Genomic DNA, 18,110 nt, shown 5'->3' with positions numbered 1-18,110 from the left:
TAAGAGAATGGAAGAAGACTATGGCGACACAGACGAAAGACTATTACGGCACGCTAGGCATAAAGAAGACGGCGACGACGGAGGAGATTCGCAAGGCGTTTCGGAAGGCTGCGCGAAAGTATCACCCGGACGTAAACCCGAATGACAAGAAGGCTGAGGAGAAGTTCAAAGAGATCTCCGAGGCGAACGATGTTTTGAGCGACGAGAAGAAGCGGAAGGTCTACGACCAGTTCGGCTTTTACTCGGACAACATCGATCCGGCTGCGGCGGAGGCTGCCGCTCGAGGAGGCTATGGCGGAGGTGCGGCCGCAGGGTATGGCGGTGCGCAGCGAGGGCCGCGCGGCGGGCAGGAGGTTCCCTTCGACTTTGGTGGTTTTGACTTTTCGGACTTTCAGGGTGGACGGGCTTCGCAGCAGGAGACTGGTGGTGGCGGCTTTGGCGGGAGCTTCAAGGATATCTTTGGCGGGATGTTCAACGGGGGGAAGCAGGCTGCGCGTGGGCCGCAGCCGGGTACCGATCTTGAGTACCAGGTGAGTGTTGATTTCTGGACGGCTGTGCGGGGCGGCGTGGCGCGGCTGGAGATTCAGCGGCAGGAGGTTTGCCCTACGTGTAAGGGCAAGTCGACGACAGGCGGAAGCGTGGAGTGCCCGGAGTGCCATGGATCGGGCCAGGTGACGCAGATGGGCGGGCGGATGAAGTTCAATATCCAATGCCCGCGGTGCGGCGGGTCAGGGAAGGTGCAGAACTCATGCCCGACGTGCGATGGCGAGGGAGTAGTGACGAAGCGAGAGCCGCTGGAGTTCCGCATCAAGGCGGGGACACGGGATGGGCAGAGGATTCGGCTGGCTGGAAAAGGCAATGCCGGAACGAGCGGCGGTTCGGCAGGGGATCTGTTTTTGATTATCAAGGCGGGAACGCATCCGGTGTTCACGCGAAGCGCGGATGATATTTATGTAACCGTTCCGGTTACAATGACAGAGGCTGCGCTGGGAGCGAAGATCGATGTGCCTACGATCGACACCCATGAAGGCGGGGCAAGGACGCAGTTGAAGATTCCGCCAGGGACGCAGACGGGGCAGAAGCTGAGGCTACGTGAGAAGGGAGTGCCATCGGCCTCGCGCGAGGGTATGCGCGGCGATCAGATTGTGGAGGTGAAGATCGCGGTGCCGAAGGTGCAGGATGAGCGGAGTAAGGAGATTCTACGGGAGCTGGCGAAGTTGAACCCGGAGGATCCGCGCGAAGATTTATTCACGGCAGTGTGATGAATGCCGAAAAAGCTTTTACGGAGCGGGGTTGGTCGCGGATGCGATCAGCCCTGTTGCATTTGAGCGGAGACTTCCGAGATGAAGCCGGGTGAAAGCTGCTCGGCGGCCGGGGCGGGCAGGATGAACTCATTGACGAGGCTGGCGAGGAGTTGGGTGGTTTCGGGGGCGAGACCGACTACGCGGGCAGCAAGCCACGCTTGTGGCGTGATGGTAATCTCGGCGCGGCCAGCGGTGACGGCGTTGTAGATCTTATTGGCAGCATGGGTAACGGAGGATGCGATGAGAGGCGTTTTTGCGGCGAGGGTGAACCAGCGTTCTTCTTTCTTGATTTGACCGGTGTAGTGGGCGTGGACTTCGCCACCGGTGCGCATAAGACCGGGACAGACGGTGGTGACGCGGATCCCTTTGTGGCGTAGTTCGGCGTGGAGGCCTTGTGAGAAGCCTACGAGAGCGAATTTGCTGGCGACGTAGGGCAGCATATGAGGCATCGCGAACTTGCCGCCGATGCTAGCGATGTTGACGATGGAGGCGCCGTCATAGATTGGACTGCGATGGAGCAGGTGCGGGAGCGCTGCCCTGGTGGTGTAGAGCGCGGCGAAGAAGTTTGTGGCCATAGCGCGGTGGTAGGCGGAGATGGGCTGGTCTTCGACGGGACCAACTTCGATGATGCCGGCGTTGTTGATGAGAATGTCGATGTGGCCAAAGTAACCGACGGCGTAGTCGACGAGCGTAGTGGCCTGGGCTTCGTCGGTGAGGTCGGCGGGAAGGAGGAGGATATCGTCGGGATGCTGGACGGAGTTTTGCGTCAGGAGAGTTTCTCGGGCCTGGGTGAGCTCGTCGGAGTTGCGGGAGACGAGGATAAGCTTCGCTCCAGAGCGACCGAAGCGATGTGCGAGAGCAAGACCGAGGCCGCGGGAGCCGCCTGTGATGAGCACGACCCGTCCGCGGAGGCGACGTTTTTCTTGCCGGGGCATAAGGGCTTTGGCTGCGGCTATGGCGGCGATTCCGGTAAGAATCTGAGTAGCATGAAGGGCGGCTCTTGAGGTCTTCATAGTTATAGGTGAGATGCTGATCCTGTGATGCTAATGCTGAGCATAGCGGAGTTTGTTTGACTTGCGTATGTGCTGAAGAGCTAGACTTCGATAAAGCAGTTGATCCGGGTTGAGATGGCAGGGGTTGGGATCTATGGCGACAAAGCGGAAGAGTAAAGGCGCGTACATGATTTCGTCGGTGGCGGAGATGTACGAGATTCATCCGCAGACACTGCGTCTGTACGAGCGGGAGGGGCTGCTGCGGCCGTCGCGGAGTGAAGGGAATACGCGGCTTTATACAGATGAGGACCTGGAGCGGCTGGAGTTTATTTTGAACCTGGCTCGCGATCTGGGGGTGAACATCGCCGGGATCGCGATTGTGCTGCAGATGCGGGAGAGGATGGAGGAGATGAACCGGCAGATGCAGGGTTTTGTGGACTATGTTCGGACGGAGATGTTGACGAGGATGCAGCAACAGACGCAACCGGGTGTTGGTCTTGTTCCTACACGGCGGCAGGTGGTGATCCCGGGGCGGAAGGATAAGAAGAACGGGTGAGGAGTGCCTGGCTTGCGGGTGAATGCGAAGATGGCTCTTGGACGTTTTATCTGGGTTCCAGCCGTACGAGGACGCCGCCGGGATTGATGCGGTAGCGTTCGCCACGATAGATGATCTCCCGACCGAAGTAGCTTGCGGCCCAACTGTAGAAGCCGAGCAGATCGCAGAGGGGATAGAGCCAGAAGTAGACGAGAGAGAGACGGTCTCGCATGACAACGAAGCCGATGAGCAGGGCTTGCAGCCAGCGGTTTACGAGCGCTGCGAAGAGAAGCCAAAGGCCTACCGTTGGGCGTCCGATAGCGAATGCTGCGAGACAACCGAGGATGCCGAAGGGCATGGCGTAAGTAAGGCCGGTGCCGAGGTGGCCTGCGGGACGGGAGCAGCGAGTGTTCTTCATCCAGTCGATCTGATGATGGAGACCGGCGAGGATGGTTCCGTAGTTAATGCAGTGATCGACGATGGCTGTGGAGAGGATGACCTTGTAGCCCTTTTCGGCGATGCGGTTGCCGAGCCAGAAGTCATCGGCTAACAGATCTTCCATATTTTTAAATCCACCGATCTGCTCGACGGCGGTTTTTCGGGTGAGAAGAGTGGGGCCAAGGCCGAATTTAATGTCTTCGAGGAGATTTGCGGTGAGAACACCGCTGGAGAATTCGACGGTCTGGGTGAGAGCGGTAAGGAGTGAGGTGTTTGCCGATGGCTTGCCGCGGAAGGTGCAGGTGACCAGTCCGACAGCCGGGTCCGCAAGAGGCTGCAGAATATCGTGGAGGTAAGTGGGGCTGACGCGAACGTCGCTGTCAGAGAAGAGGATGATCTCGTGCTTCGCTGCTTCGAGAAGAAGCGACATGGAGAAGATCTTGGGATTCTGCCAGAGGGGCTCCCCCGATGCGATGAAGCGGGTGGAGATTGAGGGGAATCTGCGGGCGATCTCCTGGGCGCAGACCATTCCAGGATCGGAGAGCGATCTGGCGCAGAAGATGAGCTCAAAGTCAGGATAGTTCTGGGTAAAGAAGCTTTCGAGATTCTCCTCAAGGCCCATTTCCTTGCCGTGGAGAGGCTTGAGAATGCTTACCGGAGGAGCGTAGCTGCCGCTGGTGTTGCGGTGTGTGAGAAGATAACGCCCCCCTATCACCGCCAGCAGGAAAGAGACTCCAGCGGTGAGCGTGCCGAGGAAACCGACTATCAGAGCAGCTCGACCGATCAGGAGCAGGGTGGCAGACATAACTCGTACAAGGATATCGGCTGGGGTTCTGTTGTGCCAAACTGCCGAAGTTTGAAGGTCAAGGCTGGTGGTTTGAAATCTCGGCTAAAAAGGGGGTTAGCGGTTGGAGAGGATGAACTTACCTCCTTCTGAAGCAAGCAGATGGACGGGAGCGAAGCGTGTCAGGTCGTCGGCGCGCTGCTTGCTGAAGGTGAGGAGGAAGATTCTTTGCGGGCCGGGCCACGCTTGCCGCAGGCCATCCTCGGTGCCGAAGATAGGGGGAGCGTCGGGCCAGAAGGAGCCATACCAGGGGCCATAGATTCTTCCGTTGACGAGGCCTGCCTGCTGGCCGGTGTAGAAGAGGATGGAGGAGCCGGAGGAGAGCCAGCCATCGATGATGACGCGATCTCCGGGGCGAAGCTCTTTTTTGACGGTAAGAGCAAGCCCTTTGGAGCCGAGGACGGGATAGAAGCGGACGAGGCCTTCGTGAGCTGCGAGGAGACAGATGGTCATGGCTGTGGCCAAGACGAGATTGGCGGCGTAGGTAAGCGAGCGACGACGTAGAAGGTAGCTGACAGGACCGATGCCAAGCATGCTGAGAGCGACGGCGATGAGTGGACCACGGAAGAGTCCCATGGCGTCTCCGGTGAGGTCGAAGAGATGGCCGAGTGAGAGGTTGTAAAAGTCCGGATTGGAGTTGAGGAGCGAAGCGAGGTCGGCTCCGGGTGCGAGGTGTGGCGCGGTGATGGCGAAGTACCCGCAGACGATGGTGAGGATCGTAGCCAAAGGCAGAAGTAGGGAGAGATGCCAGACAAGGGCGCTCTTGCCAGCAATTGCTCCGAGGGGCGAGGATCGCGGAGTTTTGTCTGCCTGGGCGAGGAGACCTCCGGCCATAAGGCAAAGGGAGGGGATGGCTGGAATGGAGTAGTACTCCTGCCTGCTGGAGAGGGAGAAGAATCCCATGACGAGGAGGCACCAGAGAATGAGGGAGAGAGCGGCTTCGTGCTCGCGTGACAGCGTGAGAGCGTTTGTGGTGAGAACGGATGTGCGGTGGCGAAGGGTGCGGAGGTGTTCTGCAATGGCGCCCGGCAGGAAGATGGTCCAGGGCATGATCCATATGGCGAGGTAGAGCCAGAAGAGCCAGACGGGAGTTTGACCGTAGTCGTGGGGGATGCGCTTTGAGAGGAAGCGAGCGATGTGCTCGTTGTAGAGATAGAACCATGCCCAGCCTCCGGTTGCCGGTAGTCCGAGGCTGGCAGGGAGAGGGATGGCAGGAGAACGTAGAGCAGCGAGGATGTGCCACGGCGCTGCAAGAGCAAGGAAGACCGCAGTGCCGGGGAGGAGATGAAGTTTCAGAAGCAGGCCGAGTTGTTTTGTGAAGGTCAGGTACAGAAGGACGAAGCCAATGGGAAAGACGAGGCCGATAAGACCTTTGGTGAGAACGTTTGCTGCCATGACGGCGGCAAACGCTAGGCAAGGTAGAAGCGCAGATCGATATGGCCGGGATGAGGTTGCGTTGCGGTCTGGCTGAAGGCGGTCCAGTGCGATGAGGAAGAGGTGGACGGCGAGGGTCATCCAGAGAGCGATGAGGATGTCCGGGATGTAGAAGCGCGTGTAGAGGTAGGGACCGATGCTGGTGGCCATCGCGATTGCTGCGTAGAATCCGCCGCGATCGGGTTTGTCCACGGGAGAGTTTATGGCGAACAGGCGAATGCCGAGAGCATAGACCGCGAGGAGGAGAGCGAGGACGGCAATGGCGAGAGGGAGCCGGGCAGCCCAGTCATGGATGCCGAAGAGGTGCATGGAGCCAGCAGCCATCCAATACATCAGGGGAGGCTTATCGAAGAAGCGAACGCCGTCGATGTATGGGGTGACGAAGTCGTGACGCTGGAGCATCTCTCGGGCGATTTCGATGTAGATGGAGTCGACATCGTCGAGGAGACCGGGGCTGAAGAGGCCTCCGACCTGGAGGATGAACCATAGAAAAAAGATGATGACGAGAGAGACTGGACTCCAGAGACGGCGCGGCGTGGCGTTTTGGGGAGAGGTCTCGTGCACTAGGTTTCTTCGTAGAGAGTTAGTTGGTTCTGAGTCGATGGTTTGGGTTGGTGCAGGAGATCTATTTGCCAGATAACCCGCTGCTGCGATTCGGATACTTTAAGAATCGGTCTACAAATCTTCGGATCAGGGAGTCTGCCGCATCGTCGTGCGTTGATTGAAGGAAAGAGTATTGCTGCTCGTCTTGACCGTCGTGTCTAGAGGGCGGTCGGTGTAGAGTGCTTTTCCGGAGCTCTGAAAGAGAAGGATTTTGTGATCACCGAGAAGCTGATCGACCACGTCGCGCTTTTCCATGGGAACGAAGAGGAGTTTGCGTTCGCCGTGACCCCAGACGGCGAGGAGATCCTGCGAGGTAAGAAAGATGGGCGGAGCATCGGGGAAGGTTCCGCCAAAGAGCATGGACGAGCGGCGTCCATCGACGAGGGAGACCTGATGCCCGAGGTAGAAGGCGATCGAAGATCCGTAGGATTGGTCGCCGAAGAGGATGACCCTGTTGTTGGTGGAGATGGAATGGTCGGCTTCAAGTTGCTGAATGGTGTCGGCGAAGCTTCTGGAAGAGAGCATCGGTGCGAAGCGGGCAAAGGCGATGTGTGCGGCGATAAAGAAGACTGACGAGGTAAGGGCGAGAGCTAAGGTTGCGGAGAGGTGACGCCGTTGTGAGCGAAGAAACCAGGCAGTGGCGGGGCCTACCAGGAAGGCGATGGCGGCGAGGGTTGCAGGGAGGCGCAGGGCGGCAAAGCTTGGACCGGTGAGGTCGAAGATGCCTGACATGGAGAGGGTGTAGTTGCCGACGCCACGGTGAGCGAGGAGGTCGCCAATGTCAGGAACGAAGGGAAGGTGACGTGAGGTCCAGAGGCCGTAGAGAAGAGTGACGGCGATGGCTACGCCGAGGATCGTGAAGGTGGCGTGAGCGATGGTGATCCAACGACGCAGGGCTCGGTCAGAGGAGAAGCTCTGTTCGGCGCGGGTGAGAGCTGCGGCGAGGAGGATCAGGATCGCGAGATACGAGGGGAAGGTGTAGTACTCCTGGTTGGTGGAGAGAGAGAAGAAGACGAGGACGAGAGAGGCGAAGAGGCTGAGGAGAAGGGTAGTGCGCTGGGCGAGGGTATTGACCAGAAGGAGTGGGGTGCCCGATGGAGAGTTGGCCTGACGACGACGCAGGCCGTGGAGCAGAAAGAGAATCAATGCGACGAAGAGCGTGAAGAGGTAAGGGATTTTGAGGGCATTCTGCAGGATGAGTCCGACGACGACAACAGCGTAGGGCTGCCAGTAGAAGGTTCTGGCTTCATCAACCAGTGGAGGGTTGTTTTTTCGATAGCGCTGGAAGGCGGTGTAGGCCTGGTGGATGAGCGCTCCGCCGAAGAGCGACCAGGGAAAGAGCCAGACGAGATGGAGGCTCCAGAAGAGGTAGCCGGGAAGCTTGTTGTAGTCGCGGGGGTAGCGACGGCCAAGGAAGCGCAGGACGTGCTCGTTGATGAAGTAGAACCAGAAGAAGCCATGGCCGTTCATGCCGCCGGTGTTACGAAGGCCAGCGAGGACGTGCCAGGGGGCGGCGATTGCCAGGAAGAGAACGATGCCGGTGAAGGGTTTTAGTCTGCGCCAATGTTTATATTCGCCGCTGAGTGCGAGATAGAAGATCGCTGCGCCGAAGAAAAAGATGAGAGCTACGAGGCCCTTGGTGAGGACGGCGAGGGCGAGAGCGCACCACATAAGCCACGCATAGATCGAGGCAGAGAAGACGGCTTTACTTGCTCCTGTTTGCTCCTTTGCGAGTGGCTTTAGACAAGTGAGAAGACAGTAAAGCGCGACGCAGAGAAAGAGAGTGAGCAGAACCTCGGGAATGTAGTAGCGAGTGAAGAGGAAGACACCGACAGTAGTAAGAGTTGTGAGGCCGGTGTAGAAGGCAGCCCTGGCGTTGAAGGCGCGGAGAGCCCAGAAGTAGCCGAGGAACGCGAGAAGGAGTACGCCGATGGCCTCGGGAAGATGGGCGGCGAAGGTGTTGAAGCCGAAGATGCGGAAGCTGAGCGCACCCAGCCAGTAAGGGAGTGGCGCTTTTTCGAGATAGCGGATGCCGTCGACGCGGAGGGTGACGAGATCGCCGGAGAGGGCCATGTGACGAGCTGCGTTCGCGTGGGTCGCGTCGGCGTCGTCGAGTAGCGGTGGCGAGAAGAGCGCGGCGAAGAAGATGATGAGCCAGAGACCGGTAAGAACGAGGAGAGCGGTGGGGCGTCGGGGGGTACAGGTGTCAAGCGTTGCTTTGGGTTGGGCGATTGGTTCAAATAGGGTGTCGTTAGTCATGATTTCGGGTGCTCTCTAAGCATAAATGGGATAGAGGGTAAATAACTGTCAAAGCTGAAGGAGCCCGAGATTCAGCGGTGGGATGTAATCTGCTGATGGTGGGATTTCTGCTCCCTGAGGTGACCCGAGAACTATGCCTACGTTTGCCGCGATCGATATTGGGTCGAACTCGTGCCGTCTGAAGATTTCAACGGTTCAGATGCACCGTTTGAAGACGCTGCACGAAGACCGCGAGGTGACGCGGCTGGGAGAGAGTGTCTTTCAGACGGGGGTTATCTCGCCGGAGGCGATGGCGGCGACGATTCGTGCGCTGAAGCGCTTTCACAAAGCGGTTCAGGTGCATGTGGTGGATAAGGTGCGCGTGGTCGCGACGAGTGCGATGCGGGACGCCCGGAATGCGGCTGCGTTTACGGAGTGGGTGAAGTCGACGACGGGATGGAACGTCGAGGTGATCTCGGGGTTAGAGGAGGGGCGGCTAATCCACCTGGGGGTGGTGACGCATGAGGTTGGAGCGCGGGGGCGGTGCCTGCTGATCGACCTGGGCGGCGGAAGCTGCGAGGTGACGGTTTCGGATGGCGGACGGATCAAGTCGATGGTGAGTATGCCATTGGGGGCGGTGCGGCTGCAGGAGGAGTTTCTGCGGAGCGACCCGCCGGCGAAGGACGATATTGCGCGGTTGAAGCAGTTTATCGATCGCGAGCTGAAGCGGGCTGAGAAGAAGCTGGGTACGCCGCGGGTGGGGCTGGTGATTGCGACTTCGGGCACCGCGGCCGCTTTGGCGGAGGCCAGCGGACATGTTCGGAAGGGCCGAGCGGTGAAGAAGACGCTGGCGAAGAAGCGGCTGGAGCGGGTGGGGGCGCTTACCGCAGATACTCCCGATGTGCGAAGGCTGGCGGATCGTCTGGCGAAGATGAACAATGCGGATCGAGAGGCGGTGCCGGGGATCGGGCCGCGCCGGTCAGAGATCATCGTCGGCGGTTCGCAGGTGTATGCGAGCCTGCTGGAGCGGATGGGGCTGAAGGGATTTCGCTACTCGCCGCTGGGGCTTCGGGACGGAATGCTGGCGCAGATGCTGGCTGAGGTAGATCTACGGACGTCGGTGCACCAGAAGATTGAGAGCGAGCGGTGGGCTGGTGTTCTTGAGGTTTGCGAGAGGTATGGGATCGAGCAGCGAAAGGTGGAGCCGGTAAGACAGCACGTGGTGGAGCTGTTCGATGCGCTGGCTCGCGTGCATGAGCTTCCGGAAGAGTATCGGCTGTGGCTCGAGGCTGCGGCGATGATGCAGGATGTCGGCAAGTTTATGAATCACCAGGGACACTACCGGCACACCCAGTACATCATTGCGAACTCGGAGATCTTTGGATTTTCTCCGGAGCAGCGCATGATTGTCAGTGCAGTTGCCAGATACATGGGCAAGAGCAGACCGGACCCGCTGGATCGACCGATGCGGTGGATTCCTGTGGAAGAGCATGGGAATGTGTCGAGGGCGGTGGTGCTACTACGACTTGCGGTGGCGCTGAACCAGGACAGAGCGAGTGCCGTGCTCCAGATGAAGACACATGTGTATCCGAAGCGAGTGCTGCTGGAGCTGGTGCCGGGCCGCGGCGGGGCAGAGTTGGAGGCTTGGTCACTAAAGAAAGAGGCGGCCTACTTCCGCGAGGTCTTTCGGCGGGAGCTCTTCGTCGAGGTAGCATAGAGCGCGCGAACGGTGCGTGGGTCCAGAAGCGTTTGCAGGACGGCAGGGCCGCGGGTGAGGACGACACGAGCGATTGAGCCTTTGCGGAGGCGGATTCTGGCTTCAGGGCTGGCTGCCGGTACGAGAAGCGAGCCTAAAAAGCTGGAGAGGTTGGGGTTATGACCTACTACGAGGACGTTTTCGCGGTCGGAGCACTCGCGGAGGAGTTTTTGGAAGTCTTTGATCGTGGCTGACGGGGCTAGCGCGTTGGATTGCAGAATCTGAGCCTCGTAGCCGGTCTCTGTCCCGATCATGGAGGCGGTCTGGAGGCTGCGCTTGAGCGGGCTCGAGACGATCAGGTCGAACTGTATGTTCAATGCATTCAGGACGTAGGCGAGTTGAAGGCTGTGCTTTTTCCCTTCCTTGTCGAGGGGACGCTTCACGTCCAGGAGGGGGTTTGCTCGGCGAAGACCAGCGCTGGCGTGGCGAAGAATATACAAATTCATAATCTATTCACATTTTACCGCAGGCCCACATGTGGAGTGTAGCCGGTGGTTGATGAGAGGTGAGATGTGCGGCTACTGTGGCGGTTTGGCTGGGTCGTGATGGAACACTCCGGGGTCGGGCTCGTCGAGGGAGGGGGATGCGGGTTCGGGGTTCGGGATCGGGTCGATGGGATTGTGCCATGGTTGATCTTTAGAGCTCAAGCGGCTGGGATGCAGGGGGTCTGCCGGGTTGACTTTACCTACGATGGGAAGAATCGGTAGAGGGGATGAAGTAAAGATGGGGTTCTGGAGAGCGAGAGAGGTCTCGGCTGCGCGCTGCCAGAAGCGGGTGAAGAGAAGGACGAACAGACCGAGTTGGGCGAGCAGGAAGGTGGGCCAGACTCGAGGCTGCGCAAGCATGTGCATGGAGGTGCGCGCGGTGAGGATGACGGCGGCGGCTCCAAGGAGGGTTAGAAAGAGGAAGATGGGCCACGCCTGAGAGAAGTGAGTGCGCAGGGTTCGCCAGGCGGGACCGAGGGCTCGGCGGACGCGGCGGTCGGGTTTGCCGCTGCGGCGCAGATGTAGGCCGAGTTGGACAGTGTAGACCTCGACGAGATCGAAGTAGAGACGAAGGATGGAAGCGACGAGGAAGAGGATGATGTAGCCGGCCAGGGTCGCGAAGAAGGCGTGACGACCCACCGCGTGCTCGTCGACATGCTCGGCCCATTTGGTTTGTAGAAATGCCAGTGGGCCGAGGATGAGAGCAGAGACGAGGATCGTGAGGATAGTGATGCGAACGAAGCGCCAGAAAAAGAGGAGGCCCTGATGGAAGAGGGTGCTGAGACGGGCGGGGCTTTTGGTCTGGTAGCAGAAGAGAGTGCCAGGAACGAGCAGGAAGTAGAGGAGGAGGTAAAGCGGTATGGAGGAGAAAGCGCCAGCGCTTCCGCCGGACGGACCGTCCTGGAGACGGAGGAGAGAATTGGCGGCAGTGCCCAGATCAAAACCGCCTGTGAGGCGTTGCGCTTCGATGGAGTGGTCCATGATCGAACTGAACTGGCTGTGAAGACGAATGGAGAAGAGCAAGGCTAGTCCAAGGTTGAAGACGTAGCTCCAAAGTACTGCGGGAAATCGTCGGAGGGTGAGGAGAAGCCCATGGAGAAAGATGTTTCGGCGTTCAAGCATGCTGAGGACCTTTACGAGAGGTTGCTGTATCGAGGGTGATCAGACGATCCAAGAGGAAAGTTGTGCCAGAAGTTGCTGGAAGCTCAACCAGAGGTTCGAGATTTTGCGTGCCGGGATATTGTTTGCCGTCGTGACGTAGCTGTTGTTGAACAGATCTTTATCGAGCAGGATGATGTGATCGGGGTCGATCTCTACGGAGCGAATCTTCGCGTTGCGGATGTAGGTGAGTTTGGTCCATCGATCGACGCCGTCCCAGTGCTCGCGTAGACGAGTTCCGTCGTCAAAGATGACTTCTGCGGTGACGGGAAAGATAAAGTCGCCCTTGCGTCGCAGATATACGGTGGAAAGATATTGGATCTGCTTTGTATTTTTGGGCTGTGGGAGCCACCATTTGACCGGGTCTGAAGAGACAGTGCTTACGGAGTAATCAAGCAGTTGAGTTCCGTAGACGGCCTGATCGAAGAAGGGCCGAAGGCTGGAGACCGGAACAACCTGGGGAGTTGCCGCGGAGTTGAAGACTGCGGCGAGACTGGTCTGGTGGGTGGGTTGAGATGGCTCGATGTGGGAGACAGTCTGAAGAGAGCGGTTTAGAACTGTGCCGCCGATGGCAGTAGCACGGCCGTTTTTGATGGCGACCTCTTCGATGGTGCGAAGGAAGTCTTCAGTGGTGGGATGGGTAAAGCGATAGCGCAGGAAGTACGTGCGCATGGCTTCTTCCATGGTGTCGCGGCCAATGATGCCTTCGAGTGTGGCCAGCAAAGTTGCGGATTTGCCGTATGTGATTGCGCCATAGGAGTTGAAGTCGCGGAACTTGAAGGCCCATCGAGTGACTGGATCGAAGTCGGGTCGGGAGACGTAGTTGAAACGGCGCAGCGTAGTGTCGCCAACGCTGGCGTAGGAGCGGCCGAATATGGATGTGTTGTGACCGAGGATATCGTTCATGACGGTGACTTCGGTGTAAGAGTTAATCCCTTCGTCGAGCCAGGCGTCTTCAAACTCATTGGTGGCGACCATGCCGTACCAGTATTGGTGACCGAACTCATGTTCGGTGGCTTGCTCTGTGAGATAGGTGGGCTCGTACCACGAGGTTTCGCCGGTGAAAAGGGTTGGGTATTCCATGCCTCCCATCTCCGAATCGGGCTCAGGATCGATGACGGTAATGATTTTGTACGGGTAAGGACCGTATCGATGGTCGTAGTCCGCCAGCGTCTTCTGCATGATGTCGAGGTAGCGAGCACCGGCTTTAGGATGGGCGGCGAGCGCGAGGACGTGGATCTTTACGGGTCCGAGAGAAGAGAGGTAGATGCCGTCAGTCGTGGTGAAGTTGGGGCTGGCCGCCCATGCAAAGTCGCCTATGTCTTCTCCGTAGAAGGTGAGGGTTTTCGTGTTGTCGGTATTGATGACTTCGCCGGTGGGGACTCCGCTGGCGCCTACCAGATAGCGACGGGGCAAGGTGAGCGATACGTTGAATGTGGCGAAGTCGGAGAAGAACTCGGTGGCCGCGTGATACTGGTGGCAGTTCCAGGCTCCGCGCCAGAAGACTCCGGGCTTTGGATACCATTGGCCTCCCATGATGAAGTCGCGTTTATAGCCGTTGCGCGCAACGGAGAGGGGAAAGACATCGTGGAATGCGAGATGGAGGGTGATGGATTCGTTGGGGTTGAGGGGGTGAGGAAGGGTGAGCTCGGCTACGGTGTGGTCTTCGGAGTTGCCGTCGTCAGGAGCGATGAAGTGCATTGCGGAGGTGAGGTCACCGTATCCGTCGCCATCGATGTGAGAGATGGTGATACTGCCAAGTTTTTCTGAAGGGTAGTTGTCTTCGTCGTCGGAGCCGCGCGGGCCACCAATGAAGTGCGTTTCACTGGTGAAGGTAGACTCGGGGCGAAAGGCATTGAGGTAGAGGTGAAAGGGAATTGCAGAGATGGGTTGGCCGGTAAGGTTTTTGTAGGTGAGAGTCTCGGTGGCGTCGAGGGTCTTTTTGCCGGTGTCCAGCTTTGCATTGATGTCGTAGGCGACGACTCGTGTTGAAAGGGGCTTCCCGTCAGGGCTGTTGGTTGCGATGCTGGTTTGTTGAGTTGTCTGAGCGGTGGTGGCAAGCGGAAAGAGGAAGAGTGCAGCAACGGTCAGTGAGTGGTTGCGCGGCATAGAGGGATTGTAGGTGTGGTTTGGAGTTTGAGGCGGAAAAGTTTTTCATGTCTACGAGTGAATTTACGAGGCCGGGTTGAACTGCCAGAGTTCGGTAGTGAGTAGACCGAACAGCCGATTCTGTTGAGCGACCCTGTTGAAGCCTGCTTGCCGGATGGGTGTGACGTGATCGGGGAGTTGCGTGGTGCGGAGGCCGGCGAGGATTCGGAACGCCAGGTAGAGGCTCCGTACCATGAGTTTGGCTGGAAGATGCATGAGGCCCTGGGGAATATGGAAGTCCGAGATCAGCCAGAGGGCGCCGGTGGATAAGCGAGGGGTGATGCGGTTGACTAGATTTTCGAGATCGGACTGGTTGAGGCAATCCAGGAAGAAGTGAGTGATGACCAGGTCATACGATTTGCCGAGAGGACAGAGGAGAGCGCTGGTTTGGCAGGTAGTCAGACGACTGGATGATTCGGGGGCCCGTGCTTCGCAGCGTTGACGGAGGAGTTGCAACATGGTGGCGCTGGTGTCGATCGCATCGGCGACGAGTTGTGGATTTTGGACGAAGAGCTCAGCTAGGAAACGTCCGTCTCCGTCTCCAAGCACCAAGGCTCGTCTCTGTTGGATGAGATTCGGAAGAAAGTGCAGGCGGCAGCGTTCGAGGGCGCGACCGAGAGTCAAGTATTCAAGCGAGCGATAGGGGCGTGCGATGAAGTCGAAGTTAGGTTGATCAGGCATTATCGGCGGAGCCACGGTGTTACCAGGAGGGGTGAGATGAGAGCGAGGTCGGCGAGACTTCGGAGGGTGAGGCGTGCCATGCGATGGCGAGCTTCATGCAGGAGGAGAAGCAGTATTGCAGCGACAACGATCGCGACCGAGATCGGCCATGGAGCTTGATGATCAAAGACTGCGACCGAGGAGCTAAGCAGAATGAGAGCAACGGCGATTATCCTTAGGTGCCGAAGTGCGATACGGGTGGCGGCGTGTGCAGGATGGTCGGAATGAGACAGAGTGCTGTGCTCCCAGTCATAGATGAAGAGGCAGTTGAGACTGCATAGAGCAGCGAAGAGAATTGCCAGAGGGAGGAGTTCGATGCGGAGGCCGGGCCGGCGAGCGACGGTAGGGATGAAGGTGGCTGCTGCGAAGAAGAGGCCTACTGCAATCTCCTTTGGCAGACGGTGAGCGCTACGAGTGACGTGGATGAGGATGAAGTACCCAAAGAGCAGAACGCCGAGGACGAGATAGAGATGTATAGCTTCTGCTTCAAGGTGAGGAAGAAGGAGCGCAAGGGCGGCAGAGGTAACGAGGATCGCGATAAGGAAAGCACGTCGATGGCGACTGTGGAAGTAGTGACGTGCCTCGAGTTCGCTGCTCTCCGGTGTTCCGATCAGACGGGCGTCCAAGAGGCGGTCGGCGGCATAAAGCATCCAGACGGCCAGGAACATTGCGATGACACTGAGGAAGGAAAGCCGGAGGTGGTTGGCAGAGGCGATGAACCAGATCCAGAGCGAGGCGACAGTAGGGGCATCGAGCGACAGGAGATGCCAGAGAGCGAGCAATGAGGCTGGGGAGTAATTTCGTTGATCCCGTGAAACTGGAGACATGACCGCCATGTATCTATGATGCGATACATCTTCACAATTCGTGGGGCAGGAGTATGGTTTACCCAGGTGACGCCGCTATTGAAGACAGTCTTTGGAAAGTTTTGACGAGTAAAGATTCCACGAGAGCGTTGTTGACGAAGACGTTTGAATCATGATGGTTTCGCTGCGTCACGCTGTGGTTTCGACGGGATAAGGGATGGGTGGTTCAGGTCGGACTTCCGATGCTCCGGCGGCCCACAGGCCGGGATCAATGTCAGGAAAGACGCTGTCGCGGAGTTCAATCTCTGTGAGGCGAGCTTCCTCGGCTTTGGTGATTGCGCCGGTCGATTCGAAGTTTTGCCAGAGGGACTTCACTTCATTGAACTGGTCGTTATGGGTGAGAAAGCGGATCTCGGCGTAGTCGCGCGCGGCGCCGGTAGTGATGAGGAACTGCCAATCGGAGGATTCAAGGAGGAGAAGTTCGCGGCAGATTTGTTGCAGGATTCTCTTGCCTAGCCCCGATCTGCGCCAAAGGCCACCGGTGCAGACGTCTCGCGTATAAAGTTCAGCCGGATAGATGTGGGTATACGTCCAACTGGTCTCCGGGTTGAGCCAGACCTGATTGGTACCTTCAGCCCCCCAAGAGCCTTCGTGCATGGAGATGAAGCCGGCCCGCGGGTACTGGTCGAGGTATTCGGCGCAACTGATGAGTTGGATTCCCGACTCGAATTCATGAAGATTGCGGGCGACGGCTTCCAGCCAGAGTGCGCCTTCGAACCACCAGTGGCCGAAGAGTTCGGCATCAAAGGGCGAGCAAAGGATGGGAGGGATGCTGTCGTTGAAGCCCGACTTCAGCGCGTCGTAGACGAGATGGACGAAGTGGCTGGCGTGAGCTTTGGTCCGTTCAGAGGCTTCGTGGGGATAGTAGGGCTGTTTGTCGCCCATGTCGACCCTGGAGCCGGTGACACGCCAGTAGCGATGACCACCGGGCCAGCGTTTCTTATGAAAGTCGAGGTAGACGCTGTCGCCGGGATAGCCGGAGTCTCCAGACCAGACTTGAATGCCGGTGCGCGGATCGCGGGGAAAGATGGTGGTGGCGAGACTCTTGTCGTAGGGGCCTTCGACATAGTACGGCTGATAGAGCGAGCGATGCGGCTCGTGGGCCAGACGCTCGAACTCGGGATCGCTCGGTGTGTTTCCGCTGAGGAGTTGATAAGGCGATGGAGAGCGGCTGGATTCTTCGACGAGATGAGTGTCGACGAAGAAGAATTCCAGACCGGACTCGGAGAGGGCTTGTTCGACACCGATGCGGTGGAATGGAGAAGGCGTGTGGCTTCCATCGGCGTTGGGAACGGGATAGCTCCAAAGGCCAGCGGGACGATAGCCGCACTCGGGTGCCCAGATGCCGCGCGGTGCTTTGCCGAAGTGGCGAAGGTGTGTGTTGACAGCAGTGCGGACCTGAGCTCGAACGCTTTCGTCGGTACCAAGAAGCGGCAGATATCCGTGGGTGGCTCCGCAGGTGATGATGTCAATAAGACCGATATCGTTGAAGTGCCGGAAGGCGGCTATGAGGTCGCGATCGAAGCGATTGAAGTCTTCCAAGGCCTGCGTAAAGAAGCGCTGCCAGAACCTGGCAGTTTCGGCGAAATGGTCATCTCCTGATTGCAGGAAATAAGCTTCATCCTCGCGCGCCGCGACGATCTTGCGAGTGAGATAGTTTGGAAACTCGGCGAGGAATACGGGGTGAGAGAGCTGTTCCAGTAGGATTGGCGAAAGATTGAGGTTACAGTTGAAGCGAATTTTGTCTCGTTCAAGATTTTTGAGCATGCGAAGAAAGGGAAGATAAGTTTCAGCGGCCGCTTCGTGGAGCCACTCCAGACCATGAGGCCACGTGCCATGATTGACGACATAGGGCAGATGCGCATGCAGGGTGAAGGTAAGGTATCCTGCGGGGCGAGACGCATTGTCGGCGGTCTTCTTCAACGAAACACCTATTCAAGCAACTTGAGGTTAGGACAGCGGCGCGGCGGTTTACGCCGATGCTGCGAATCGTGCTGGACTTCGTCTTTGGCGATGTATTTCAGGCACAAAAGCCTACGCAAAAGATGGCTTCGCCTGTGCTCAATAGTTAGATGCAGGCTTTTAACTATTGAGGTGGCTGTCGTTCAGGTCGTGATTGCAGGTCTGGGTTAGCAGCGCCTTCGGAAGTTTTGGTTGAGATCTTGAGAGAGAGGGTGTTGGTGAGGCGGAAGCGGATAAGACTTTCCGACGGGATTTGAACCTGTTCTCCGCGAGTGATGGTGTTAGCTCCAGCTCCGACGCCTCCGCCTGCTGCTGCGCCGATGGCGGCTCCTTTGCCACCGCCGAGGATGCCTCCAAGGATCGCACCGACGGCAGCTCCTCCTCCAACCTTTTCTGCGGTGTTCTTACCGCGGCCCTTGCCTTGTACGCTGTATGGCTCCGTGGTGACTGCGAGTCTTTCGCCACGTCGATTAATGCTGGTGAGTTCAACGGTGAGTAAGGAATTGCCTTTATAGTGGGCTGCCTCCTGGACTGCAGAGACGCGACCGGAGATTGGAGTTCCTTGACGAATAACAACAAGGCCGTCGACGATGACGTCGGTAGCAACGGTACCGGTGAAGCTATCTC

The 18,110-nt window shown here is 58.1% G+C and carries 13 protein-coding genes and 1 pseudogene; 3 read left to right on the top strand and 11 right to left on the bottom strand.

The window, feature by feature from the left end; genetic code table 11:
- Positions 1–20: 20 nt before the first annotated feature.
- Positions 21–1,262 carry a DnaJ C-terminal domain-containing protein gene (locus GSQ94_RS07895; protein WP_158943020.1) on the top strand — a complete coding sequence of 414 codons (1,242 nt, stop codon included), beginning with the start codon at positions 21–23 and terminating at the stop codon, positions 1,260–1,262.
- 47 nt (positions 1,263–1,309) lie between these two features.
- Here GSQ94_RS07895 and GSQ94_RS07890 read toward each other — a convergent pair whose 3' ends face one another.
- Positions 1,310–2,317, bottom strand: a complete 1,008-nt coding sequence (locus tag GSQ94_RS07890) for an SDR family oxidoreductase (protein ID WP_158943019.1) — start codon at positions 2,315–2,317, stop codon at positions 1,310–1,312.
- 133 nt (positions 2,318–2,450) lie between these two features.
- Here GSQ94_RS07890 and GSQ94_RS07885 point away from each other — a divergent pair, with 133 nt between their 5' ends.
- Positions 2,451–2,852 carry a helix-turn-helix transcriptional regulator gene (locus GSQ94_RS07885; protein ID WP_158943018.1) on the top strand — a complete coding sequence of 134 codons (402 nt, stop codon included), beginning with the start codon at positions 2,451–2,453 and terminating at the stop codon, positions 2,850–2,852.
- 46 nt (positions 2,853–2,898) lie between these two features.
- Here the strand turns inward: GSQ94_RS07885 and GSQ94_RS07880 are convergent, their stop codons facing one another.
- The 3 genes from GSQ94_RS07880 to GSQ94_RS07870 form a co-directional block, all read right to left on the bottom strand.
- A complete protein-coding gene (locus GSQ94_RS07880; RefSeq protein ID WP_158943017.1) occupies positions 2,899–4,074 on the bottom strand; it encodes a glycosyltransferase in 1,176 nt (391 codons plus the stop codon).
- Positions 4,075–4,170: 96 nt separating this feature from the next.
- The gene (locus GSQ94_RS07875; RefSeq protein ID WP_254063727.1) at positions 4,171–6,111 is read right to left on the bottom strand and encodes a glycosyltransferase family 39 protein; all 1,941 of its coding nucleotides are present in this window, start codon (positions 6,109–6,111) and stop codon (positions 4,171–4,173) included.
- A 126-nt stretch (positions 6,112–6,237) separates the two neighbouring features.
- Entirely contained in the window at positions 6,238–8,409 is a 2,172-nt protein-coding gene (locus GSQ94_RS07870) for a glycosyltransferase family 39 protein (RefSeq protein WP_158943016.1), read from the bottom strand.
- 133 nt (positions 8,410–8,542) lie between these two features.
- Between GSQ94_RS07870 and GSQ94_RS07865 the strand changes: the two genes are divergently transcribed.
- On the top strand, positions 8,543–10,105 hold the full coding sequence (locus tag GSQ94_RS07865) for a Ppx/GppA phosphatase family protein (protein WP_158943015.1): 1,563 nt from the start codon (positions 8,543–8,545) through the stop codon (positions 10,103–10,105).
- Here the strand turns inward: GSQ94_RS07865 and sixA are convergent.
- The 7 genes and pseudogenes from sixA to GSQ94_RS07830 all read right to left on the bottom strand — a co-directional run.
- A complete protein-coding gene (sixA, locus tag GSQ94_RS07860; RefSeq protein ID WP_158943014.1) occupies positions 10,057–10,590 on the bottom strand; it encodes a phosphohistidine phosphatase SixA in 534 nt (177 codons plus the stop codon). The two genes, GSQ94_RS07865 and sixA, sit on opposite strands and share 49 nt — an antisense overlap.
- A gap of 72 nt (positions 10,591–10,662) precedes the next feature.
- Positions 10,663–11,751 (bottom strand): hypothetical protein, encoded by a 1,089-nt coding sequence (locus GSQ94_RS07855; RefSeq protein WP_158943013.1) that lies wholly within the window; start codon positions 11,749–11,751, stop codon positions 10,663–10,665.
- A gap of 39 nt (positions 11,752–11,790) precedes the next feature.
- Positions 11,791–13,896 carry a M1 family metallopeptidase gene (locus GSQ94_RS07850; RefSeq protein ID WP_158943012.1) on the bottom strand — a complete coding sequence of 702 codons (2,106 nt, stop codon included), beginning with the start codon at positions 13,894–13,896 and terminating at the stop codon, positions 11,791–11,793.
- 63 nt (positions 13,897–13,959) lie between these two features.
- The gene (locus tag GSQ94_RS07845; RefSeq protein ID WP_158943011.1) at positions 13,960–14,616 is read right to left on the bottom strand and encodes a class I SAM-dependent methyltransferase; all 657 of its coding nucleotides are present in this window, start codon (positions 14,614–14,616) and stop codon (positions 13,960–13,962) included.
- Positions 14,616–15,482 carry a hypothetical protein gene (locus GSQ94_RS07840; protein WP_254063726.1) on the bottom strand — a complete coding sequence of 289 codons (867 nt, stop codon included), beginning with the start codon at positions 15,480–15,482 and terminating at the stop codon, positions 14,616–14,618. Before GSQ94_RS07840 ends, GSQ94_RS07845 begins: the two co-directional genes overlap by 1 nt.
- 168 nt (positions 15,483–15,650) lie before the next feature.
- A complete protein-coding gene (locus GSQ94_RS07835) occupies positions 15,651–17,444 on the bottom strand; it encodes a glycoside hydrolase family 57 protein (protein ID WP_158943009.1) in 1,794 nt (597 codons plus the stop codon).
- 163 nt (positions 17,445–17,607) lie between these two features.
- A pseudogene (locus GSQ94_RS07830) lies at positions 17,608–18,110 on the bottom strand (BON domain-containing protein); the annotation flags it as partial.

It is taken from the genome of Granulicella sp. S190, from assembly GCF_009766095.1.
GTDB lineage: Bacteria > Acidobacteriota > Terriglobia > Terriglobales > Acidobacteriaceae > Edaphobacter.
This window is presented reverse-complemented; position numbering and strand designations above follow the sequence as displayed.